The sequence below is a fragment of the Enterobacter sp. DTU_2021_1002640_1_SI_PRY_ASU_LCPMC_013 genome (assembly GCF_032389435.1).
Lineage (GTDB): Bacteria > Pseudomonadota > Gammaproteobacteria > Enterobacterales > Enterobacteriaceae > Enterobacter > Enterobacter hormaechei_C.
On sequence record NZ_CP135594.1, the window covers coordinates 4798912 to 4820406 of the forward strand.

Sequence of the window (21495 nt, forward strand, 5' to 3'; positions counted from 1 at the left end):
AATGACACCCCGCCGGAGTGGGGTGTCAGGTATTTCATGATGCGCGGGTGCGATTACAGATAAACCAGCTCAACGTTGGTTAAGCCGTCCAGGGTGGCTTCATCCGTGATATTTAAATCATCGGTTGGGTTAATCATCGCGGCGACACCCACATTAAAGTTAACCTTGGTTTGTGCGACAGGCGTGCCGCCCAATGTGTCACTGAAGGAATATAATTCGCTTTTGTCTGTGTTTACTTTTAAATAGCGCTGTCCGCCTGTTGTTGCCCACGTTGTTCCGTTATCGCGCGATGCAGTAGGATACAGTTCATCGCCTGCGTCATTCGTGACAGCGCCTTTCGTAAGCTGAATCCCTAATGAGTAGGCACCAATTTTCTTACCATTGTACATACCCAGCCCGGCGGTTTGGTACGCCTCTCTCCCAAATTCCGTATCAATAAAACTGGTCGGCAAAACTTGAGTTGGTCCTGAGTCTGCATGGGCATCATTAAACGTTACTGCAATGCGGGTGGCCTCTTCACAGGTAATGGAAACAGGAATAATTTTAACATCCGCCAATGGTGTAGCCGAAGTGGAATTCAGTGAAGACGCACTTATCGTGCCATAATCGGCAATACCACCACCGCTAATAAATGTAGGCGTACAGGAAGAGGGGACGATTTTACCCGTCACCTGAATATCAACACTGGAAGCTGCCAGAGCAGAGGACGCCACGACAGCCAGCGCGGACGCCAGCATTCCTTTTTTAAACATCGCGTTCATTTAATTTCCTTATAAAAGTGAAATACAAAATATGCCAAATAATTAATATTTGGCCTAAGGGGGTACTACTAAACATTGTTTTAGAAAGTAGCATTACAGATAGCTCAGATCAATAACCCCAAAACGTTTTAGGATTAGAGCCTGAGGAATTCCTTAAATCTCAAGATCAATAATAAATATTTTATATATGAAACTTAAAATAACCGAATGCAACCGCCAAAAACATTCATTGAATAAATACAAGGAATCAACTGGCCAGACCATTTATTTAATATACTTATGGGATTGTTGTTTTTTAAACAAAAGTCACATTAAAAAGCGGATTCTTACTTATTTTATTTAGTTAATAAGGTTTATCCAGGAGGATATGACTGTTTTGGGAGGAGTCAAAAGAAAATTAAGCAGAAGGAAGATGAATGAAACCTGTCCCTGCTCCGAAAAGCAAGGGACAGCGGCTATATGACTTATTTGTTCAGTTCAGCGGTCATGTGTACGCGGTTACCGGTGAATGCCTGGGTAATTTTGTAGGATGACGCGCCCGCTTCCTGAGCCTGTGCGGCGATTTTAGCTTCTGCGCCATCAAGGGTAGAGGCGGATGCAGTCACAGTCTGCGCAGCGAAAGAACCGAAAGAAGTAGCCAGAGCGATTACAGCGACAAAAGTTTTGATGCTTTTCATGAAATAAACCTTTTCGTTAAGTTGTTTAGATAAGGCACCGTGCCTTGATGAAATAAATACTAGCCCTCATCATGAACAACTAAAAGCGGAAGGATTTGCTATAATCATTCAAAATTACTGATTAACAATTAATCGCTGCGGATGGGTGTAAATTGTCGCCCTGCCCGGCTTGCAGAACCCCACCAGCGTCAGGTTGCAGCGCTCTGCCACTTCGACCGCCAGCGTTGTCGCAGCCGACACCGCAAACAGGATCTCCACGCCGCACATGGCCGCTTTCTGCACCATTTCATAGCTGGCGCGGCTCGAAACGAGCGCGGCCCCTTGCTGCCAGACGGCATCTTCACGCGCGCGACGGCCCAGCAGCTTATCCAGCGCCACATGGCGGCCCACATCTTCATGACCTCCGACGATCTCGCCCGACGGGAGCACCCACGCCGCAGCATGTGTACAGCCGCTCAGCTGACCTATGGGCTGGACATCATTGAGGTGCTCCAGGGCTTTGTCGAGGTTACCGAGGTTGAAGGACTGGGTAAACGGCAGCGGCGCGACGGGCTTACCGATATCGTTAAGCTGTTCAACGCCACACACGCCGCAGCCGGTACGTCCGGCCAGTGCCCGGCGGCGCTCTTTCAGCCCCATAAAGCGGCGGCTGGAGAGTTCGATTTGCACTTCAAGACCATTACAGGCCTGAACCACATCCATACCGTAGATCTCCTGCGGATGCGCAATGATGCCTTCCGAGAGGGAAAAACCTATGGCGAACAGCTCCAGATCTTTCGGCGAGGCCATCATCACCACATGCGAAATCCCGTTGTAAACCAGGGCAACGGGGACCTCTTCCGCCAGAAAATCCGGCGTGGCATGTGAAATGTGAGGCGGTCTGTGTACCGACAGTTCCACAATGCCCGCAGGCAGTGGCGACGCGTGGGCAACACGGTTTTGTTTAGACACAACGGTATTCCTGAACAACCACGGAAGTGAGCCTGCTATTGCAACACAAACGGCAGGCCTTACGCATAGTATGGATCAACTTTTCAGCAACCATTCTCCTACTCAATACGGAGGGGTGCAACCGATCAGCTGCTACACCTCTTTAACATGCACAGGATAAAATGTGATTGATATCACATTTTATAATCAATACCGTGATAATACGTTCACTTTGTTTTAACCACGTTAGAACAGGCGTACCGACATTGTGGTATTCTGGGCTTATCCCTCGGAGAAATGAGGGATTAATGCAAATTTTTCTCCTTTGCGGTTAATTCTCAACCGCAAAGTAAAACTACATAGCAATGTCGTAATGAACCAAGGAGTGACCCATGCAGGTCAGCAGAAGGCAGTTCTTTAAGATCTGCGCTGGCGGTATGGCAGGCACCACGGCGGCGGCACTGGGCTTTGCGCCCGGTGTAGCGCTGGCGGAAACACGGCAGTATAAACTGCTGCGCACCCGCGAAACCCGTAACACCTGTACGTACTGCTCCGTCGGCTGTGGGCTGTTAATGTATAGCCTCGGCGACGGTGCGAAAAACGCCAAAGCATCCATTTTCCACATCGAAGGCGATCCGGATCACCCGGTCAACCGTGGTGCGCTGTGTCCGAAAGGGGCCGGTCTGGTAGATTTTATCCACTCCGAAAGCCGCCTGAAGTTTCCTGAGTATCGCGCTCCCGGCTCTGACAAATGGCAGCAAATCAGCTGGGAAGAAGCGTTCGATCGCATCGCTAAACTGATGAAAGAAGACCGCGATGCCAACTTTATCGCGAAGAATGCCGAAGGCACCACCGTTAACCGCTGGCTCTCCACCGGCATGCTGTGTGCTTCAGCGTCGAGTAACGAAACCGGCTATTTAACCCAGAAATTTACGCGCGCACTCGGTATGCTCGCGGTCGACAACCAGGCGCGTGTCTGACACGGACCAACGGTAGCAAGTCTTGCTCCAACATTTGGTCGCGGTGCGATGACCAACCACTGGGTCGACATCAAAAACGCCAACCTCATTGTGGTGATGGGCGGTAACGCCGCTGAAGCGCACCCTGTCGGGTTCCGCTGGGCGATGGAAGCCAAAATCCACAACGGCGCGAAGCTGATTGTGATCGATCCCCGCTTTACGCGTACAGCGTCAGTGGCGGATTTCTACACCCCTATTCGTTCAGGTACTGACATCACTTTCCTGTCAGGCGTATTGCTGTACCTGATGACCAACGAAAAATATAACCGCGAGTACACCGAAGCCTATACCAACGCCAGCCTGATCGTGCGTGAGGATTACCACTTCGAAGATGGCCTGTTCAGCGGTTATGACGCCGAAAAACGCAAATACGACAAAACCAGCTGGAACTACGAGCTGGACGAAAACGGCTTTGCGAAGCGCGACACCACCCTGCAACACCCTCGCTGCGTGTGGAACCTGCTGAAAGAGCACGTTTCCCGCTACACGCCGGAGGTTGTCGAAAACATCTGTGGGACGCCGAAAGCGGATTTCCTGAAGGTGTGCGAGCTGATTGCGGAAACCAGCGCGAAAGATAAAACCGCGTCGTTCCTGTATGCGCTCGGCTGGACGCAGCACTCCATCGGCGCGCAGAACATCCGCACCATGGCGATGGTTCAGCTGCTCCTCGGCAACATGGGGATGGCAGGCGGCGGTGTGAACGCCCTGCGCGGTCACTCCAACATTCAGGGTCTGACCGACCTCGGCCTGCTGTCTCAGAGCCTGACGGGTTACATGAACCTGCCGAGCGAGAAACAGACCGACCTGCAAACCTACCTGACGGCCAGCACGCCAAAACCGCTGCTCGAAGGCCAGGTGAACTACTGGGGCAACTATCCGAAGTTCTTCGTCTCGCTGATGAAAGCCTTCTACGGCGACAAGGCGACGGCGGAAAACAGCTGGGGCTTTGACTGGCTGCCGAAGTGGGACAAAGGTTACGACGTACTTCAGTACTTCGAAATGATGCACCAGGGCAAGGTGAACGGCTATCTGTGCCAGGGCTTTAACCCGGTGGCGTCGTTCCCGAACAAGAACAAGGTTGTCGAGTCTCTGTCGAAGCTGAAGTTCCTGGTGACGATTGACCCGCTCAATACCGAAACATCAACGTTCTGGCAGAACCACGGTGAGTCGAACGATGTCGATCCGTCGAAGATTCAGACTGAAGTGTTCCGTCTGCCGTCTACCTGCTTCGCGGAAGAGAACGGGTCTATCGTCAACTCCGGCCGCTGGTTGCAGTGGCACTGGAAAGGCGCGGATGCCCCGGGCATCGCCTTGAACGACGGCGAGATCCTGGCCGGTATCTTCTTACGTCTGCGTAAAATGTACGCGGCTGAAGGCGGCGCAACGCCTGAGCCGGTGCTGAACATGACCTGGAACTACTCGACGCCGGAAAACCCTGCGCCGGAAGAAGTGGCGATGGAGAGCAACGGTAAGGCGCTGGCGGACGTTATCGACCCGGCGACCGGTGCGGTGCTGGCGAAGAAAGGCGATCAGCTCAGCACCTTTGCGCACCTGCGCGATGACGGTACGACCTCCAGCGGCTGCTGGATCTTTGCCGGTAGCTGGACGCCGAAAGGCAACCAGATGGCCAACCGCGATAACGCCGACCCGTCGGGCCTCGGCAATACGCTGGGCTGGGCATGGGCATGGCCGCTTAACCGCCGCATCCTCTATAACCGCGCCTCTGCTGACCCGCAGGGCAACCCGTGGGATCCGAAGCGTCAGCTGCTGAAATGGGACGGCGCGAAATGGGGCGGCGTGGATATTCCGGACTACAGCACTGCCGCACCAGGCAGCGATGTCGGGCCGTTTATCATGCAGCCTGAAGGGATGGGCCGTCTGTTTGCTATCGATAAGATGGCGGAAGGTCCGTTCCCGGAACACTACGAGCCATTTGAGACGCCGCTGGGTACTAACCCGCTGCACCCGAACGTGGTCTCTAACCCGGCAGCCCGTATCTTCAAGGGCGATTTTGAAGCGCTGGGTAAAAAGGACAAGTTCCCGTATGTCGGCACCACTTACCGTCTGACCGAGCACTTCCACTACTGGACCAAGCACGCGCTGCTGAATGCCATCGCGCAGCCGGAACAGTTTGTGGAGATCGGCGAGAAGCTGGCGAACAAACTCGGCATTGCCCATGGCGATACCGTGAAGGTCTCCTCTAACCGCGGCTACATCAAAGCCAAGGCGGTGGTGACCAAGCGTATTCGCACGCTGAACGTTCACGGTCAGCAGGTGGATACCATCGGCATCCCAATTCACTGGGGCTATGAGGGCGTGGCGAAGAAAGGGTTCATTGCGAACACCCTGACGCCGTTCGTCGGTGATGCGAACACGCAGACGCCAGAGTTTAAGGCCTTCCTCGTGAACGTGGAAAAGGTGTAACGGAGACGACTTATGGCTTATCAATCTCAAGACATTATCCGTCGTTCCGCGACAAACAGTTTCACGCCCGCGCCTCAGGCGCGGGACCACCAGCAGGAAGTGGCGAAGCTTATCGACGTGACCACCTGTATCGGCTGTAAAGCCTGTCAGGTGGCCTGTTCAGAGTGGAACGACATCCGTGACGAAGTGGGTCACAACGTCGGGGTGTACGACAACCCGGCGGACCTGACCGCCAAGTCCTGGACGGTAATGCGTTTCTCGGAAGTGGAGCAGAACGACAAACTGGAATGGCTTATCCGCAAAGATGGCTGTATGCACTGTGCGGATCCGGGCTGCCTGAAGGCGTGTCCGTCAGAAGGGGCTATCATTCAGTATGCCAACGGCATCGTCGACTTCCAGTCCGAGCAGTGTATTGGCTGCGGCTACTGCATCGCGGGCTGTCCGTTTGACGTGCCGCGACTGAACCCGGAAGACAACCGCGTCTACAAATGTACGCTGTGCGTTGACCGCGTAAATGTCGGCCAGGAGCCAGCGTGCGTGAAGACCTGTCCAACCGGCGCTATCCACTTTGGCTCCAAAGAAGATATGAAAACGCTGGCGGCAGAGCGCGTGGGCGAGCTGAAAACCCGTGGTTACGATAACGCGGGCCTGTACGATCCGTCAGGCGTTGGCGGTACGCACGTGATGTACGTGCTGCACCACGCCGACAAGCCGAATCTGTATCACGGCCTGCCGGAGAACCCGGAAATCAGCGCCACCGTGAAGTTCTGGAAAGGCATCTGGAAACCGCTGGCCGCGGTCGGTTTTGCGGCCACCTTCGCAGCGAGCATCTTCCACTACGTCGGCGTTGGTCCGAACCGTGCGGAAGAGGAAGACGACAACCTGCATGAAGAGAAAGACGAGGTGCGCAAATGAGAAAACGTGACACCATCGTGCGCTACACCGCGCCGGAACGCATCAACCACTGGGTCACCGCCTTCTGCTTCATGCTGGCGGCGATAAGCGGGCTGGGGTTCTTCTTCCCGTCCTTCAACTGGCTGATGCAGATCATGGGGACACCACAGCTGGCGCGTATACTGCACCCGTTTGTGGGCGTCATCATGTTCGCGTCGTTCATCATCATGTTTTTCCGTTACTGGCACCATAACCTAATCAATCGGGATGATATCTTTTGGGCGAAGAATATTCGTAAGATCGTCGTCAACGAGGAAGTGGGTGATACCGGGCGTTATAACTTCGGCCAGAAATGCGTATTCTGGGCGGCGATTATCTTCCTGGTCCTGTTGCTGGTGAGCGGCGTGATCATCTGGCGTCCGTACTTTGCGCCTGCTTTCTCAATCCCGGTGATCCGATTTGCGCTAATGCTGCATTCATTTGCCGCAGTGGCGTTAATTGTGGTTATCATGGTGCATATTTACGCCGCCCTCTGGGTGAAAGGCACCATTACCGCGATGGTGGAAGGCTGGGTCACCAAAACGTGGGCGAAGAAACATCACCCGCGCTGGTACCGAGAAGTCCGCCAGAAACAGGAAAAGTCATCTGAATGAGTATTCGCATAATCCCGCAAGATGAGCTGGGGTCGAGCGAGAAACGTACGGCGGAGTATATTCCGCCGTTGTTATTCCCCAGACTCAAGAACCTCTACAACCGCCGCGCAGAGCGTCTGCGCGAGCTGGCAGAGAACAACCCGCTGGGCGATTTTCTGCGTTTTGCCGCGCTGGTCGCCCATGCGCAGGAAGTGGTGCTGTACGACCATCCGCTGCAAATGGACCTGACCGCACGCATCAAGGAAGCCAATGAGCAGGGCAAACCGCCGCTGGATATTCACGTCCTGCCGCGCGACAAGCACTGGCATAAGCTGCTGCATTCCCTGATCGCCGAGCTGAAGCCCGAGATGAGCGGCACGGCACTGGCAGTTATTGAGAACCTGGAAAAAGCCTCCGATCAGGAGCTGGAAGAGATGGCGAGCGCGCTGTTTGCTTCCGACTTCTCACTGGTGAGCAGCGATAAAGCGCCGTTCATCTGGGCTGCGCTGTCGCTCTACTGGGCGCAAATGGCGAGCCTGATTCCAGGTAAAGCCCGCGCCGAATACGGCGAAGCGCGCCAGTTCTGCCCGGTGTGTGGTTCAATGCCGGTCTCCAGCATGGTGCAAATCGGCACCACTCAGGGGCTGCGCTACCTGCACTGCAACCTGTGTGAAACCGAGTGGCACGTGGTGCGCATCAAGTGCAGCAACTGCGAACAGACCCGCGATCTGAACTACTGGTCGCTGGAAAATGAAGACGCGGCGGTGAAAGCGGAGAGCTGCGGCGACTGCGGGACCTACCTGAAGATTCTGTATCAGGAAAAAGACCCGAAAGTCGAAGCCGTGGCCGACGATCTCGCCTCGCTGATTCTGGACGCGAAGATGGAGCAGGAGGGCTTTGCCCGCAGCTCGATCAACCCGTTCCTGTTCCCGGGTGAAGGGGAGTAATCTCCTGTGAGAGTGCCGGGCGGCGCGAGCTTGCCCGGCCTACACCTGGTAAGGCGTAAGGACCTCGTCAATACCCGCAAAATCTTTCGTGTTGCGAGAAATCAACGGACATTTTCTGCTCTGCGCTGTGGCCAGAATGATAGCATCAGGCAGTTTCATTCCATGCTTCTCACGTAGTGAAACGCTTCTTTCCGCAATATCCCGAGACACATCAATAATTTCAAAAGCGCCCATAACGGCTGCCGTTTTCGCTTCATGACCATGCCTGCGAGCGCCCACCATTACTTCCATCCAGGTAATTAAGCTGATGGCACGATGCGACGCGGTATGCTCAATCGCATCCGCAGCTTCAACACGGTTGTTGAAGAGATCAATGAGAATATTGGTATCAAACACTGCCATGTGCTCCATGATTACCACTCCTCACGCAGCTTGCGTTCATACTCAAGCCCGTCCTCTTTTCTGTCTCCCCACAGACCAAGCGCATTTCGGATAACAGAAGAACTCTGCTGGTCAAGATACAGCTCTATCGCTTCCCGAAGCAGTTCAGCACGTGGTTGATTTCGCAATTGCTTGAGATTATCCAAACGTTGAATCACGTCATCAGACAAATCGATAAGTATTCTGCCCATATCAAGTTCCGCCAAACGCTCATATATCACCTTAGTATATCATCTTTGGTTAATTTTCAGGCAAAATACTCTTTATCAATTTAGGGTGAAAGGACGTTTTTTAGGGAATGATCGATTTTGCGAGCCGCTTTCCACAATATGCACCTCTCAACATTTCTCTGTTTTCATCTGCTGTAAACCAGGCTATAAACTGTATAAAAACACAGCAAAAGGACGTAATCATGGCACTGGAAAAGGGTATTGATAAGCTGGTACAGGAGTTTATTGCCGCAGGACGACCTTCCTCGCGAAAGCAGAGTATTGATGACCGGAGAAGCGGATATGTCGCCAGCACAGCGCTAGCCGGGGAAACAGAAACGCGTGTCCAGGTTGAAACGCTTGTTCTTGAGGATATGACCTTTCGGGTATTTTCGCCTTTCAATGCCCCTGAAACGTTATCTTGTGCCCTCTACTATCATGGCGGTTGTTTTGTCAGCGGTGGGTTTGAAACCCATGATAATCAGCTTCGCCAACTGGCGTTTTACGGTAACTGCCGGGTCATTGCGGTTCAGTACAGACTCGCACCCGAGCATACTTTCCCCGCTGCGCATGACGATGCAGAGAGAGCGGCAGATCTTGTCTGGCAAAATGCAGAACAATTAGGTGTGGATAAAAACCGGATTACACTTTGTGGAGACAGTGCGGGAGGTCATCTTGCGCTGGTAACGTCATTGCGGCTTAAGGCCAAAGGTCTCTGGGATCCCGCGCAGCTCATTCTTATCTACCCCATGCTCGACGCTACGGCCAGTTTTGAAAGCTATACCCTCAATGGCATGGATTACGTGATTACTTGCGATACCCTTTTGAGCGGCTATGAAATGTATCTGGCTGGAGCCGACCGTCAACATCCTGAAGTCAGCCCACTGTGGCGCAACGACTTTAGCGGTCTGCCAAAGGTCCACATTGTTACCGCTGAGTATGATCCGTTACGCGACGAAGGCGAGGCGCTTTATCAGCGCCTCACGGAGCAAGGCGTGAAGTGTACCGCTCAACGATGGCGGGGTGTAATTCACGGCTTCTTCCAGTTGGGTGGAATTAGCCAGTCAGCGCGAGACGTTATGCGAGATATTGCCTGGCGCATTAACCATGCCGGGCGAGAGTGAGAAGGAGACTACTCCTCCTCGTTCCCGCCCTCTTCATACGCGCCATACGGCTTCGCAGGCAGAACGATATAGGTGCCTTCAAACACCGCGCCCGGCGTTTCATCGCCGAACAGCTCCACCTGCATCTGTACGCGCGCTTTACGTCCACGCGCCAGACGGTCGAGATCGCCGCCCAGTGCGCCCAGGTCAGCAACCGCGCTCGGCTTGCCGCTGATCGGCGCGCTGTAGCGGATATGGGCATCGGCCAGAATAATGGTGCCGCCGAGATGACGTTCGCGCAGCATCAGCCAGATCAGTCCCCAGCCGGTGAGCGTGGCGAGTGAAAACAGGCTGCCGGCAAACAGGGTATGGTGCGGGTTCTGGTTGCCGGTTTCCGGCATGGTGGTAATAAATTTTTGCCCGGTGTACTGCTGAATACGCACACCCATTTTTTCACTGAGCGGAATGTGCTGATACCACGCCTGCTGGAGCTGCCCGCACCAGTCGGCGCGATGGAGGATATCGTCCAGCGTGGCGATGGGTTTGATCATCAAAAAGTGACGAATCGGCGTAGTTTGCGGGGCGGTGATTTCCCCCTGATTCACGAAACCAAGCTTGGCAAAGAACTCAACGGCATCTTCGCGGGCGCTACAGGTGACACGCTTGACCCCTTCCTGACGGGCAACGGATTCCAGCGTCATAGCCATCAGCGTTCCAAGGCCTTTGTCCTGCACGGAGGGATGAACGGCCATAAAGCGGATTGAAGCTTCGTTGTCGGCATTGATATACAGACGTCCCACGGCAACGAGGTTGCCCTCTTCATCAACCACCATCTGGTGGTGCGCCATCGCGTCCCAGGCGTCGCGTTCAGAGCCTTTAGGTTGATGCAGTGGCTTGCGCAGCATTTCCCAGCGGAAATGGTAATAAGCGTCTAATTCTTCTTCCGTTTGCGGTACTCGAAGGTGATACATAGCTGTACTCTCTCTTGTTACCCGCGGCCATGCCGCCAGTTGGCTCATACCTGGAGCCAGAATGTGACGGGGCCATCGTTCACCAGCGAAACCTGCATATCCGCAGCGAATCGTCCGGTTTGTGTATGCATGTCCTGTTGGCGACAGCGCTCAACAAAGTACTCGTAAAGGGCTTCTGCGCGATCCGGTGCCGCGCCCTTCGAAAAACTCGGGCGCATGCCGCGTTCGGTATCCGCGGCCAGCGTAAACTGGGAGACCACCAGCACGCTGCCGCCCGCCTGCTGAACGTTCAGGTTCATCTTGCCTTCCGCATCGCTGAAAATGCGGTAGCCCAGTACGCGCTCACACAAGCGGTTGGCTTTTTGTTCGTCGTCATCCTTTTCGACACCCAGGAGCACCAAAAGTCCTGGGCCAATTTCACCCGTCACCTCATCCGCCACGGTGACGCTGGCACGGGTTACGCGCTGAATCAATGCAATCATGGTTGGTCTGCTTCTTGTAGTTTTTCAGCTTCTGCTGCTTTTTTGAGTTCGCGGTAGACCCCGAGAGTGACAGTTATTTCGGCGCCAAGCAAGACGATACACCACGTCCAGTAGACCCAGACAAACAAAATGGGGATCACCGCCAGCACGCCGTAAATCAGCTGATAAGAGGGGAACATGGTGATATAAAGCGCGAATCCTTTCTTGCCCAGCTCAAAGAGCAACGCCGCGACCAGCGCACCCACCACGGCATCCCGGTTGGGTACGCGCGTGGTTGGTACCACGCTGTAGAGCAGCCAGAACGAAAGCCACGATAAAATCAGCGGGAATATACGCAGCACGTTATCGATCACGCTGTTTAAGTCGGTCGCCCAGCGCAGCGAAAGAAGGTAGGAACTGATCGCCAGGCTTGCCCCCGCCAGCAATGGGCCAAGGGTTAAAATCATCCAGTAGACGGCAAAGGAGTAAACCTTCGGGCGGACTTTTTTGCTCCGCCAGATGGTGTTGAGCGCACTGTCGATGGAGTACATCAGCAGCAGCGCGGTAACAATAAGCCCACATGCCCCCACCGCCGTCATCTTGCTGGAGTTAGCGACAAACTGTTCAATGTAGTTCTGGATCACATCGCCGGTGGCAGGAATAAAGTTCGCGAAAACAAAATGGCGAAGCTGCATGCTCACATCGGCAAACATCGGAAACGCCGAAAAAAGCGCAAAAATCACCGCCACCAGCGGCACCAGCGAGAGCAAGGACACGTAAGCGAGATTGCCCGCCAGCGTGGTCATGTTGTCCTCGTCAATGCGATGCCAGAGGAGTTTCAGCCACGCCCTCAGCGGGCGCGTGTGGTGATTGGCTTTTTGATGAACGGTTTTTAGCATAACTGCTTCGCAAAGTAGTTCGGTATCGTCTCTTTTCCGGTCACCAGAATGGAGGTGATACCTAACTGATTAGCCCCTTCTATATTATCGGCGTTGTCGTCAAAAAAGACCGCATCCGCCGCCGTGAATCCTTCTTCCTGCAATACCGCCTGATAGATGCGCGCCTCAGGTTTACGCATCCCCATCTCCTGGGAGAGATACACCTTATCTGCCGCCGCGTGGATTTCCGGGTATTCATCCGGCCAGAAGGTGGTATGCAGGCGGTTGGTATTCGACAGGACGACGACACGATGCCCCTGCTCGCGCAGCTTGTGCATGATGTCGATCACTTCGGGGCGGATCGCGACAAATATGGCCTGCCAGCCGTGGGAAAACTGCTCGTAGCTTAACGAGAGACCCATTTCCTGACAGAAACGCTCTGCGAACGCTTCATCGCTGATCTCACCGCGCTCGTGCAGATGGAAAGTCTCACCCATCGCGAAATTCTGCTTTAACGTCGCCAGCGGAACACGGCTAAAATCGCTCCATGCGCCCAGCACCCGGTTAAAATCGATATCAACGATTACATTTCCTAAGTCAAAGATATAAAGCATGTTTATCTCCTTTCGCCGTGGAAAAGTAACTGTAGCGGGAAAGAGAAACTTTAGCTATGCGCCAGATTCAGCTTAGAGAAAGGAGAGGCCCGAATCGCAATATCGGGCCATAGGATTTTCAGCCAGCCTGCTGCTCTTCTCCGGAACTGACTTCGACAACCTCAACCTTGCTGGATTTGAGGTGATTTTGCAGCGCCGGGCCGGGCAGCTCATCAGTGAACAGCGCCGTCGCCTGCGCCACGTTGCCAATTTCAACCGCTGCGGAGGCGTGGTATTTCGTATGATCGGCCGCCAGTAAAATGTGACGGGAGTGAGCGATCATGGTTTTCACCACGCTGGCTTCGTTAACGTCAAATTCCATCATCGCGCCGTCGTGCTCTATCGCCCCGACGCTGGTGACCAGGTAATCTGCGCGAAATCCTGACACGAACGCTGTTGCCGCAGGACCGATAATGCCGCCGTTATGCGGGCGCAGCGTACCGCCGGGCACCATCACCTCAAAGCGCGGATTCTTATAAAGAATGTGTGCCACCCTCAGGCTGTTAGTGATGATGCGCAGATGATTATGGTTAAGCAGTGCCCGGGCAACGTGCTCCACGGTCGTCCCGATGGTGATAAAAATGGTCGAACCGTCGGGAATATAGTCCGCAATCGCTTCGGCAATCGCCCGTTTCTCTTCGGTAAGCGAGACTTCACGCTGTTCGAACGCCGTGTTGACCACGCTGGATGCCCTGCCCGCGCCGCCGTGATGACGGGTGATCAGCCCCTGCTCGCTGAGCTTACGGATATCCCGGCGCACGGTTTGCGTGGAGACATCCAGCAGCTGCGCCAGTTCATCAATGTTCATATAGCCGCGATCGGCAATCAGCGTCAGCAGCTGATCGTGACGCGGGTTGCCGGTCAGTTCGGTAAGGCTCATGGGCTGTCCTCTGAAAACCATCACGCCCCGCATTTTATACAAAAAGTGACAAAAAAGAGCGGGTTTGATCACAGTCGGGTATACCCGCGCGCCCGCCGGGCTTTGTACATTTCAGTGCTGCGACGGCGCTGGCAAAACGCACGGCGTCTGCGGCGGGTAATTTCTGCCCCAGGCTGACCGCCAGCGCACCGTGGAACACGTCGCCCGCCCCGGTGGTATCAATGACGTTCACTTCAAAACCAGGCTGATGACATAGCGTGTCGTTTTCCAGCCAGAAACAGCCGTCTCGCCCCTGAGTGACATACACATGTCCATTTGTGAGCGTTTGTGCTTTCTTCAGCGCATCTTCGGTTTCATCCCGCTGCGTTAACCGCCGCAGTCCTGGCGCGGAGAAGGCCGCGTGGTCGCTTAAGGCAATCAGATCCGCGATGTCCTGCGGGGTGACATCCGCATCCAGCAGCGTCGATACGCCCTGCTGGCGGGCCAGGGTAAATGCCTGTTTTGCCCCGTCATGCCAGCGCACGTCGGCTAAGACAATGTCCCACTGAGAGAAGTCGATTTCATGCAGCCAGTCTGCCGCCGCAGGGAGATCGGGGCTGGGGTAGTTGGCAATCACTCTTTCCCCACCTGCGTCCACCAGCACCGCCGATTGCGACGATCGGGCTCCCTTAACTATGCGCGTATAGCGGGTGTTCACCCCCAGGGATTCCAGCTCCGCAAGCAGTCGTCTGCCGGTATCGTCGTCCCCCACCCGACCAATAAAATCCACTTCCGCGCCCAGTTTCGCGGCTGCCACTGCCGCCGTTGCCGCCGGGCCGCCGCCCACTTCCGTATAGTCTTTTGCGACATATTTCCCACCTTCTTTCGGTAAATCATCGAGATACCAGATGCGATCCAGCACGGTAATGCCGACACAAACGATGCGAGTCATGGTGATTCCTTCTGCGATTTCTGATGCCTTCATTTTAATTTCACCAAATGTTTAAAAAGTGACCCGTGTCAATTTTTTGACTATAAATTACAAATACGATCAAAAACAGACACCACAAACGCGCAAAAATTGACACGATGTGACAGGAGAGAGGCATGTCAGCAATCGCATTTATCGGCTTAGGACAGATGGGCGCGCCCATGGCGAAGAATCTGTTGAAACAGGGCCACCAGCTTAACGTTTTTGATGTGAACCCGCAGGCGGTTCAGGCGCTGGTAGAGAGCGGCGCCCGGGCGGCGGCTACGCCCGCACAGGCAGCAACGGATGCCGAATTCGTGATCACTATGCTGCCAAACGGCGACCTGGTGCGCAGCGTGCTGTTCGGCGAGCACGGCGTGTGCGAAGGGTTATCCCGCGACGCGCTGGTCATTGATATGTCCACCATTCACCCGCTGCAAACCGACGCACTGATCCGCGACATGGCTGAGCAAGGCTTCAGCCTGATGGACGTGCCCGTCGGACGCACCTCTGATCATGCCATCGCCGGTACGCTGCTCCTGCTGGCGGGCGGTACGGCGCAGCAGGTTGAGCGCGCCACCCCCGTTTTAATGGCGATGGGCAATGAACTGATTAACGCCGGCGGGCCGGGAATGGGCATCCGCGTGAAGCTCATCAATAACTACATGAGCATCGCCCTGAACGCCCTTTCCGCCGAGGCCGCCGTGCTGTGCGAAGCGCTTGGCCTCTCCTTTGACGTGGCGCTCAAGGTGATGAGCGGCACGCCGGCGGGCAAAGGTCACTTCACCACGTCATGGCCGAACAAGGTGCTGAAAGGGGATCTTTCACCCGCCTTCATGATCGACCTTGCGCATAAGGATCTGGGGATCGCCCTCGACGTGGCCAACCAGCTCCACGTTCCAATGCCGCTGGGCGCGGCTTCCCGCGAAGTATACAACCAGGCACGCGCCGCCGGGCGCGGGCGCGAAGACTGGACAGCCATTCTTGAACAGGTTCGCGCATCTGCCGGGCTGAAAAAAACACACTGATACGAAAGGACTGAGGAATGACGATGTACACCCTGAAAGATATCACCCGACCTTCCGGCGGTTTTGCGATGCTGGCCGTGGATCAGCGCGAAGCGATGCGCCTGATGTTTGCTGCCGCAGGCGCGCCGGTGCCGGTAACCGACCAGCACCTGACGGATTTCAAGGTCAATGCGGCGAAAATTCTGTCGCCGTACGCCTCTGCGATCCTCGTCGACCAGCAGTTCTGCTACCGCCAGATTGTCGAGCAGCAGGCCGTGGCCAAAAGCTGCGCAATGATTGTCGCCGCCGACGAGTTTATCCCGGGGAACGGCATTCCGGTCGACAGCGTGGTGATCGACAAGAACGTTGACGCGCAGGCGGTCAAACGCGATGGCGGTAAGGCGCTGAAGCTGCTGGTGCTGTGGCGCAGCGATGAAGATCCGCAGCAGCGCCTGGAAATGGTGAAAGCGTTCAATACGCTGTGCCACGACAACGGGCTGCTGAGCATTATCGAGCCGGTGGTGCGTCCCCCGCGCCGCGGCGCCGCGTTTGACCGCGAGCAGGCGATCATCGATGCGGCCAAAGAGCTGGGCGACAGCGGCGCCGACCTCTACAAAGTGGAAATGCCGCTGTTTGGTAAGGGCACACAGCACGAGCTACTGACGGCCTCGCAGAAGCTGAACGAGAACATCGCCATGCCGTGGGTGATCCTCTCCTCCGGCGTGGACGATAAGTTATTCCCGCGTGCCGTAAGCGTCGCCATGCAGGCGGGGGCATCGGGCTTTTTAGCCGGGCGCGCCGTCTGGTCATCGGTGATTGGCCTGCCGGACACCGAGCTGATGCTGCGTGATATTTCCGTACCAAAACTTCAGCGTCTGGGTGAGATCGTCGACGAAATGATGGCTCGCCGTTGAAAAAGGACCCGAACATGAAATGGTTTAACACCCTGAGCCATAACCGCTGGCTCGAACAAGAGACCGACCGCATTCTCGATTTCGGTAAAAGCGCCGCCGTACCGACCGGCTTTGGCTGGCTGGGCAATAACGGGCAGGTGCGCAGCGATATGGGCACCCATCTGTGGATCACCGCCCGCATGCTGCACGTTTACGCGGTGGCGGCGAACATGGGGCGCCCCGGCGCGTACGCGCTGGTTGAGCACGGCATTAATGCCCTGAACGGTCCGCTGCGCGATAAACAGCACGGCGGCTGGTACGCCTGCGTAAACGATGAAGGCGTGATTGATGCGTCCAAGCAGGGCTATCAGCATTTCTTCGTCCTGCTGGGCGCGGCGAGCGCCGTCACCACCGGCCACCCGCAGGCACGCAAGCTGCTGGACAATGCCATCGAGGTGATTGAGCGCTACTTCTGGAGCGAACAGGAGCAGATGTGCCTGGAGTCCTGGGACGAAGCCTTCAGCAAAACGGAAGACTATCGCGGCGGTAACGCCAATATGCACGCCGTGGAAGCCTTCCTCATCGTCTATGACGTGACCCACGACCGGAAATGGCTCGACCGCGCCCTGCGTATCGCCTCGGTGATTATTCACGACGTGGCGCGCAAAGGGGAGTATCGCGTTAACGAGCATTTCGACACCAGCTGGAACCCGATCCGCGATTACAACATCGATAACCCCGCCCACCGCTTCCGCGCCTACGGCGGCACGCCGGGGCACTGGATTGAGTGGGGCCGCCTGATGCTGCACCTGCGCGCCGCGCTCGAGGCACGCTTTGAAACCCCGCCGGAGTGGTTGCTGGATGATGCGAAAGGCCTGTTTCACGCCACTATTCGCGACGCCTGGGCACCCGACGGGGCGGACGGCTTTGTCTACTCCGTGGGCTGGGACGGCAAGCCTATCGTGCGCGAACGCGTGCGCTGGCCAATCGTCGAGGCGATGGGCACGGCTTACGCGCTCTATACCGTGACCGGCGAGGCGCAGTACGAAGCCTGGTATCAGAAATGGTGGGATTACTGCATCAAGTACCTGATGGATTACGAAAACGGTTCATGGTGGCAGGAGCTGGACACCAATAACGAAGTGACCACCAAAGTCTGGGACGGCAAGCAGGATATTTACCACCTGCTGCACTGCCTGGTGATCCCCCGCCTGCCGCTGGCGCCGGGCTTAGCCCCTGCCGTCGCCGCCGGATTACTGGATAGCCTGGCCAAATAATAAAGACGGAGTTTTTATGCGTACCCTACACAATATTGACCTGAAAAATAACGAAAGTGGTTTTACCCTGCGCTGGCAGGACCGTCTGATTTTATCCCACACCGCGGATGCCCCTTGCCTGTGGATCGGCGCAGGCGAGGCGGATATCGAGATGTTTCGCGGCAACTTCAGCATCAAAGACAAGCTCAACGAAAAGATTGCCCTGACGGACGCGACCGTCACGCAGCAAAGCGCGGGCTGGGCGATCCGCTTTACCCGCGGCGACGCGGTGAGCGCGACGCTGCTGGTGGGCGTGGATGGTGAGGGCCGTCTGGAGCTGAAGCTGAAAAATGACGCCGCCAGCCATAACCGCATCTGGCTGCGGCTGGCGGCTCAGCCTGACGATCATATCTACGGCTGCGGCGAGCAGTTCTCGTATTTCGATCTGCGCGGCAAGCCGTTCCCGCTGTGGACCAGCGAGCAGGGCGTGGGCCGCAATAAGCAGACCTACGTCACCTGGCAGGCCGACTGCAAAGAGAACGCGGGCGGCGATTACTACTGGACCTTCTTCCCACAGCCTACCTTCGTGAGCACCCAGAAGTACTACTGCCACGTGGATAACAGCTGTTATATGAACTTCGACTTCAGCGCGCCGGACTTCCACGAGCTGGCATTCTGGGAAGATAACGCCACGCTGCGCTTCGAATGCGCAGAAACCTACGTCGATCTGCTGGAAAAACTGACCGGCCTGCTGGGGCGTCAGCCTGAACTGCCGGACTGGGTTTACGACGGCGTGACGCTGGGTATTCAGGGCGGCACCGAGGTGTGTCAGCAGAAGCTCGACGCCATGCGCGAGGGCGGCGTGAAGGTAAACGGCATCTGGGCGCAGGACTGGTCCGGCATCCGGATGACCTCCTTTGGCAAACGCGTAATGTGGAACTGGAAGTGGAACAGCGCGCTCTATCCGCAGCTTGATGAGCGGATTGCGCAGTGGAAAGAGGAAGGCGTGCAGTTCCTCTCCTATATCAACCCGTACGTCGCCAGCGATAAAGATCTCTGCGAAGAGGCGTCGAAGCGCGGCTATCTGACCAAAGATGCCGACGGCAAGGATTACCACGTTGAGTTCGGCGAGTTCTACGCGGGCGTTATCGACCTGACTAACCCGGAAGCCTACAGCTGGTACAAAGAGGTGATCAAAAAGAACCTGATCGAACTGGGCTGCGGCGGCTGGATGGCCGATTTCGGGGAATATCTGCCGACCGATACCTTCCTGCACAACGGCGTGAGCGCGGAGATCATGCATAACGCCTGGCCTGCCCTGTGGGCGAAATGTAACTACGAAGCGCTGGAGGAGACCGGCAAGCTCGGGGAGATCCTGTTCTTCATGCGCGCGGGCTACACCGGCAGCCAGAAGCACTCGGTGATGATGTGGGCGGGGGATCAGAACGTCGACTGGAGCCTGGACGATGGTCTGGCGTCCGTCGTACCGGCGGCGCTGTCGCTGGCGATGACCGGGCACGGGCTGCACCACAGCGACATTGGCGGCTATACGACCCTCTTCGAGATGAAGCGCAGCAAAGAGCTGCTGCTGCGCTGGTGCGACTTCAGCGCCTTTACGCCGATGATGCGTACCCACGAGGGCAACCGCCCTGGCGATAACTGGCAGTTCGATGGCGACGCGGAAACTATCGCCCACTTCGCGCGCATGACCACCGTCTTCACCACTCTGAAGCCGTACATCAAAGCTGCGGTAGCGCAGAACGCGAAGAGCGGCCTACCGGTGATGCGCCCGCTGTTCCTGCACTACGAGGACGACGCGCGCGCCTACACGCTGAAATACCAGTACCTGTTTGGCCGCGATCTGCTGGTGGCGCCGGTTCATGAAGAGGGACGCCGCGACTGGTCGCTCTATCTGCCGCAGGACACCTGGGTCAATGCGTGGACCGGGGAAACCTGCCAGGGCGGTGACATCACCGTTGATGCCCCGCTCGGCAAACCGCCGGTCTTCTATCGCCAGCACAGCGAATGGGCAGATCTGTTTAGCACCTTACGTCATATCTGATAAGGCTCGCCCGCGGGGAAACCTGCGGGCAGACGGAGAACAATAATGAGTCAACATACTTCTGATCCGGCAACCCTGCGCCTGCCGTTTAAAGAAAAACTCGCCTACGGGATGGGCGATCTCGGCTCTAACATCCTGCTTGATATCGGCACGCTGTATCTGCTGAAGTTCTACACCGACGTGCTGGGGCTGCCTGGCACCTACGGCGGGATTATCTTCCTGATTGCGAAGTTTTTTACCGCCTTCACCGACATGGGCACCGGGATCATGCTCGATTCCCGGCGCAAGATCGGCCCGAAAGGGAAATTCCGCCCGTTCGTGCTGTATGCAGCCTTCCCGGTAACGTTGCTGGCGATAGCTAACTTCGTCGGCACACCGTTTGAAATTACCGGTAAAACGGTGATGGCGACGGTGCTGTTCATGCTGTACGGCCTGTTCTTCAGCATGATGAACTGCTCCTACGGCGCGATGGTGCCCGCCATTACCAAAAACCCGGACGAGCGTGCTTCGCTGGCCGCCTGGCGCCAGGGCGGCGCCACGCTGGGTCTGCTGCTCTGTACGGTGGGCTTTGTCCCGGTGATGAACCTGATTGAAGGCAACGACCAGCTTGGCTACATCTTTGCCGCCACCCTCTTCTCGCTGTTCGGGTTGTTCTTTATGTGGTGGTGCTATAAGGGCGTAACCGAGCGTTACGTCGAGACGCAGCCTGCTAACCCGGCGCAGAAACCGGGGCTGTTGCAGTCGTTTCGCGCCATCGCCGGGAACCGTCCGCTGTTTATCCTGTGCATCGCTAACCTGTGCACGCTGGGCGCCTTTAACGTTAAGCTCGCCATTCAGGTCTACTACACGCAGTACGTACTGAACGACCCGATCCTGCTGTCGTACATGGGCTTCTTCAGCATGGGCTGTATTTTTATCGGCGTCTTTATGATGCCCGGCGCGGTGCGGCGCTTCGGTAAGAAAAAGGTCTACATCAGCGGGCTGATGATTTGGGTGGCGGGCGATCTGCTTAACTACTTCTTCGGCGGCGGCTCGGTGAGCTTCGTGGCGTTCTCCTGCCTGGCGTTCTTCGGCTCCGCGTTCGTGAACAGCCTGAACTGGGCGCTGGTGTCCGATACCGTGGAATACGGCGAGTGGCGCACCGGCGTACGCTCCGAGGGGACGGTCTACACCGGCTTTACCTTCTTCCGTAAGGTATCGCAGGCGCTGGCGGGCTTCTTCCCGGGGATCATGCTCACGCAGATCGGCTATGTGCCCAACGTGGTGCAATCCGCCGGCACGGTTGAAGGGCTACGGCAGCTGATATTTATCTATCCGAGTCTGCTGGCAGTCATCACCATCGTGGCGATGGGCTGCTTCTACAACCTTAACGAGAAGATGTATGTGCGCATCGTGGAAGAAATTGAGCTGCGCAAACGTACGGCATAAATGACGTGATTGAGCGCCCT

At 56.1% G+C, this 21495-nt stretch carries 21 protein-coding genes; 10 read left to right on the forward strand and 11 right to left on the reverse strand.

The annotated features are described in order from the left end of the window. Positions 1 to 53: 53 nt before the first annotated feature. The 3 genes from RS584_RS22920 to fdhD all read right to left on the reverse strand — a co-directional run bounded on the left by RS584_RS22920 (position 54) and on the right by fdhD (position 2389). Positions 54 to 761 carry a DUF1120 domain-containing protein gene (locus tag RS584_RS22920; RefSeq protein WP_032651996.1) on the reverse strand — a complete coding sequence of 236 codons (708 nt, stop codon included), beginning with the start codon at positions 759 to 761 and terminating at the stop codon, positions 54 to 56. Positions 762 to 1225: 464 nt separating this feature from the next. Beyond that, positions 1226 to 1438 carry a DUF1471 domain-containing protein gene (locus RS584_RS22925; RefSeq protein ID WP_003861966.1) on the reverse strand — a complete coding sequence of 71 codons (213 nt, stop codon included), beginning with the start codon at positions 1436 to 1438 and terminating at the stop codon, positions 1226 to 1228. Between the two features lie 114 nt (positions 1439 to 1552). Further along, positions 1553 to 2389 carry a formate dehydrogenase accessory sulfurtransferase FdhD gene (fdhD, locus tag RS584_RS22930; RefSeq protein WP_315748704.1) on the reverse strand — a complete coding sequence of 279 codons (837 nt, stop codon included), beginning with the start codon at positions 2387 to 2389 and terminating at the stop codon, positions 1553 to 1555. A 371-nt stretch (positions 2390 to 2760) separates the two neighbouring features. On the opposite strand from fdhD, the gene fdnG reads away from it, so the two are divergent. The 4 genes from fdnG to fdhE are packed head-to-tail and all read left to right on the forward strand — an operon-like array spanning position 2761 to position 8284. Then, positions 2761 to 5811, forward strand: a complete 3051-nt coding sequence (gene fdnG / locus RS584_RS22935; RefSeq protein WP_193041436.1) for a formate dehydrogenase-N subunit alpha — start codon at positions 2761 to 2763, stop codon at positions 5809 to 5811. 12 nt (positions 5812 to 5823) lie between these two features. Further along, positions 5824 to 6726, forward strand: a complete 903-nt coding sequence (fdxH, locus tag RS584_RS22940) for a formate dehydrogenase subunit beta (RefSeq protein WP_006179127.1) — start codon at positions 5824 to 5826, stop codon at positions 6724 to 6726. Then, the gene (gene fdoI, locus RS584_RS22945; protein WP_003861958.1) at positions 6723 to 7358 is read left to right on the forward strand and encodes a formate dehydrogenase cytochrome b556 subunit; all 636 of its coding nucleotides are present in this window, start codon (positions 6723 to 6725) and stop codon (positions 7356 to 7358) included. Before fdxH ends, fdoI begins: the two co-directional genes overlap by 4 nt. Further along, on the forward strand, positions 7355 to 8284 hold the full coding sequence (gene fdhE, locus RS584_RS22950; RefSeq protein ID WP_003861956.1) for a formate dehydrogenase accessory protein FdhE: 930 nt from the start codon (positions 7355 to 7357) through the stop codon (positions 8282 to 8284). Before fdoI ends, fdhE begins: the two co-directional genes overlap by 4 nt. Positions 8285 to 8323: 39 nt before the next feature. Here the strand turns inward: fdhE and RS584_RS22955 are convergent, their stop codons facing one another. Further along, a complete protein-coding gene (locus tag RS584_RS22955) occupies positions 8324 to 8695 on the reverse strand; it encodes a type II toxin-antitoxin system VapC family toxin (RefSeq protein WP_045327153.1) in 372 nt (123 codons plus the stop codon). Positions 8696 to 8697: 2 nt separating this feature from the next. Further along, positions 8698 to 8916: a ribbon-helix-helix domain-containing protein gene (locus RS584_RS22960; protein WP_315748706.1), complete on the reverse strand. Its 219-nt coding sequence runs from the start codon at positions 8914 to 8916 to the stop codon at positions 8698 to 8700. Between the two features lie 221 nt (positions 8917 to 9137). Between RS584_RS22960 and RS584_RS22965 the strand changes: the two genes are divergently transcribed. Then, on the forward strand, positions 9138 to 10058 hold the full coding sequence (locus tag RS584_RS22965; protein WP_196064117.1) for an alpha/beta hydrolase: 921 nt from the start codon (positions 9138 to 9140) through the stop codon (positions 10056 to 10058). An 8-nt stretch (positions 10059 to 10066) separates the two neighbouring features. On the opposite strand, the gene fabY is transcribed toward RS584_RS22965, so the two are convergent. The 6 genes from fabY to RS584_RS22995 all read right to left on the reverse strand — a co-directional run bounded on the left by fabY (position 10067) and on the right by RS584_RS22995 (position 14811). After that, positions 10067 to 11008, reverse strand: a complete 942-nt coding sequence (gene fabY, locus RS584_RS22970) for a fatty acid biosynthesis protein FabY (RefSeq protein ID WP_015569910.1) — start codon at positions 11006 to 11008, stop codon at positions 10067 to 10069. A 44-nt stretch (positions 11009 to 11052) separates the two neighbouring features. Continuing rightward, positions 11053 to 11490: a D-aminoacyl-tRNA deacylase gene (gene dtd / locus RS584_RS22975; protein ID WP_045348649.1), complete on the reverse strand. Its 438-nt coding sequence runs from the start codon at positions 11488 to 11490 to the stop codon at positions 11053 to 11055. Continuing rightward, positions 11487 to 12368, reverse strand: coding sequence for a virulence factor BrkB family protein (locus RS584_RS22980; protein WP_198739793.1), 882 nt, complete (start codon positions 12366 to 12368; stop codon positions 11487 to 11489). Before RS584_RS22980 ends, dtd begins: the two co-directional genes overlap by 4 nt. Continuing rightward, on the reverse strand, positions 12362 to 12961 hold the full coding sequence (gene yihX, locus RS584_RS22985; RefSeq protein WP_003861947.1) for a glucose-1-phosphatase: 600 nt from the start codon (positions 12959 to 12961) through the stop codon (positions 12362 to 12364). The genes RS584_RS22980 and yihX overlap by 7 nt, the downstream gene beginning before the upstream one ends. A gap of 118 nt (positions 12962 to 13079) precedes the next feature. Continuing rightward, positions 13080 to 13880, reverse strand: coding sequence for a DeoR/GlpR family DNA-binding transcription regulator (locus tag RS584_RS22990; protein WP_193041433.1), 801 nt, complete (start codon positions 13878 to 13880; stop codon positions 13080 to 13082). 34 nt (positions 13881 to 13914) lie between these two features. Beyond that, positions 13915 to 14811 (reverse strand): sugar kinase, encoded by an 897-nt coding sequence (locus tag RS584_RS22995; protein WP_315748707.1) that lies wholly within the window; start codon positions 14809 to 14811, stop codon positions 13915 to 13917. 155 nt (positions 14812 to 14966) lie between these two features. Between RS584_RS22995 and yihU the strand changes: the two genes are divergently transcribed. The 5 genes from yihU to RS584_RS23020 are packed head-to-tail and all read left to right on the forward strand — an operon-like array spanning position 14967 to position 21475. After that, a complete protein-coding gene (gene yihU / locus RS584_RS23000) occupies positions 14967 to 15857 on the forward strand; it encodes a sulfolactaldehyde 3-reductase (protein WP_003861941.1) in 891 nt (296 codons plus the stop codon). 17 nt (positions 15858 to 15874) lie between these two features. Continuing rightward, positions 15875 to 16750, forward strand: a complete 876-nt coding sequence (gene yihT, locus RS584_RS23005; protein ID WP_015569905.1) for a sulfofructosephosphate aldolase — start codon at positions 15875 to 15877, stop codon at positions 16748 to 16750. A gap of 14 nt (positions 16751 to 16764) precedes the next feature. Further along, positions 16765 to 18006 carry a sulfoquinovose isomerase gene (gene yihS, locus RS584_RS23010; protein WP_315748708.1) on the forward strand — a complete coding sequence of 414 codons (1242 nt, stop codon included), beginning with the start codon at positions 16765 to 16767 and terminating at the stop codon, positions 18004 to 18006. A 16-nt stretch (positions 18007 to 18022) separates the two neighbouring features. Continuing rightward, positions 18023 to 20047 carry an alpha-glucosidase gene (locus RS584_RS23015; RefSeq protein ID WP_315748709.1) on the forward strand — a complete coding sequence of 675 codons (2025 nt, stop codon included), beginning with the start codon at positions 18023 to 18025 and terminating at the stop codon, positions 20045 to 20047. A 45-nt stretch (positions 20048 to 20092) separates the two neighbouring features. Next, on the forward strand, positions 20093 to 21475 hold the full coding sequence (locus RS584_RS23020; RefSeq protein WP_003861932.1) for an MFS transporter: 1383 nt from the start codon (positions 20093 to 20095) through the stop codon (positions 21473 to 21475). Positions 21476 to 21495: the final 20 nt, after the last annotated feature.

What these genes read in the sequence shown, in the direction of transcription:
- RS584_RS22920 (WP_032651996.1), bottom strand. Translation starts at nt 761, where the DNA reads ATGAACGCGATGTTTAAAAAAGGAATGCTGGCGTCCGCGCTGGCTGTC.
- RS584_RS22925 (WP_003861966.1), bottom strand. Translation starts at nt 1,438, where the DNA reads ATGAAAAGCATCAAAACTTTTGTCGCTGTAATCGCTCTGGCTACTTCT.
- fdxH (WP_006179127.1), top strand. Translation starts at nt 5,824, where the DNA reads ATGGCTTATCAATCTCAAGACATTATCCGTCGTTCCGCGACAAACAGT.
- fdoI (WP_003861958.1), top strand. Translation starts at nt 6,723, where the DNA reads ATGAGAAAACGTGACACCATCGTGCGCTACACCGCGCCGGAACGCATC.
- fdhE (WP_003861956.1), top strand. Translation starts at nt 7,355, where the DNA reads ATGAGTATTCGCATAATCCCGCAAGATGAGCTGGGGTCGAGCGAGAAA.
- RS584_RS22955 (WP_045327153.1), bottom strand. Translation starts at nt 8,695, where the DNA reads ATGGAGCACATGGCAGTGTTTGATACCAATATTCTCATTGATCTCTTC.
- RS584_RS22960 (WP_315748706.1), bottom strand. Translation starts at nt 8,916, where the DNA reads ATGGGCAGAATACTTATCGATTTGTCTGATGACGTGATTCAACGTTTG.
- RS584_RS22965 (WP_196064117.1), top strand. Translation starts at nt 9,138, where the DNA reads ATGGCACTGGAAAAGGGTATTGATAAGCTGGTACAGGAGTTTATTGCC.
- fabY (WP_015569910.1), bottom strand. Translation starts at nt 11,008, where the DNA reads ATGTATCACCTTCGAGTACCGCAAACGGAAGAAGAATTAGACGCTTAT.
- dtd (WP_045348649.1), bottom strand. Translation starts at nt 11,490, where the DNA reads ATGATTGCATTGATTCAGCGCGTAACCCGTGCCAGCGTCACCGTGGCG.
- RS584_RS22980 (WP_198739793.1), bottom strand. Translation starts at nt 12,368, where the DNA reads ATGCTAAAAACCGTTCATCAAAAAGCCAATCACCACACGCGCCCGCTG.
- yihX (WP_003861947.1), bottom strand. Translation starts at nt 12,961, where the DNA reads ATGCTTTATATCTTTGACTTAGGAAATGTAATCGTTGATATCGATTTT.
- RS584_RS22990 (WP_193041433.1), bottom strand. Translation starts at nt 13,880, where the DNA reads ATGAGCCTTACCGAACTGACCGGCAACCCGCGTCACGATCAGCTGCTG.
- RS584_RS22995 (WP_315748707.1), bottom strand. Translation starts at nt 14,811, where the DNA reads ATGACTCGCATCGTTTGTGTCGGCATTACCGTGCTGGATCGCATCTGG.
- yihU (WP_003861941.1), top strand. Translation starts at nt 14,967, where the DNA reads ATGTCAGCAATCGCATTTATCGGCTTAGGACAGATGGGCGCGCCCATG.
- yihT (WP_015569905.1), top strand. Translation starts at nt 15,875, where the DNA reads ATGACGATGTACACCCTGAAAGATATCACCCGACCTTCCGGCGGTTTT.
- yihS (WP_315748708.1), top strand. Translation starts at nt 16,765, where the DNA reads ATGAAATGGTTTAACACCCTGAGCCATAACCGCTGGCTCGAACAAGAG.
- RS584_RS23015 (WP_315748709.1), top strand. Translation starts at nt 18,023, where the DNA reads ATGCGTACCCTACACAATATTGACCTGAAAAATAACGAAAGTGGTTTT.
- RS584_RS23020 (WP_003861932.1), top strand. Translation starts at nt 20,093, where the DNA reads ATGAGTCAACATACTTCTGATCCGGCAACCCTGCGCCTGCCGTTTAAA.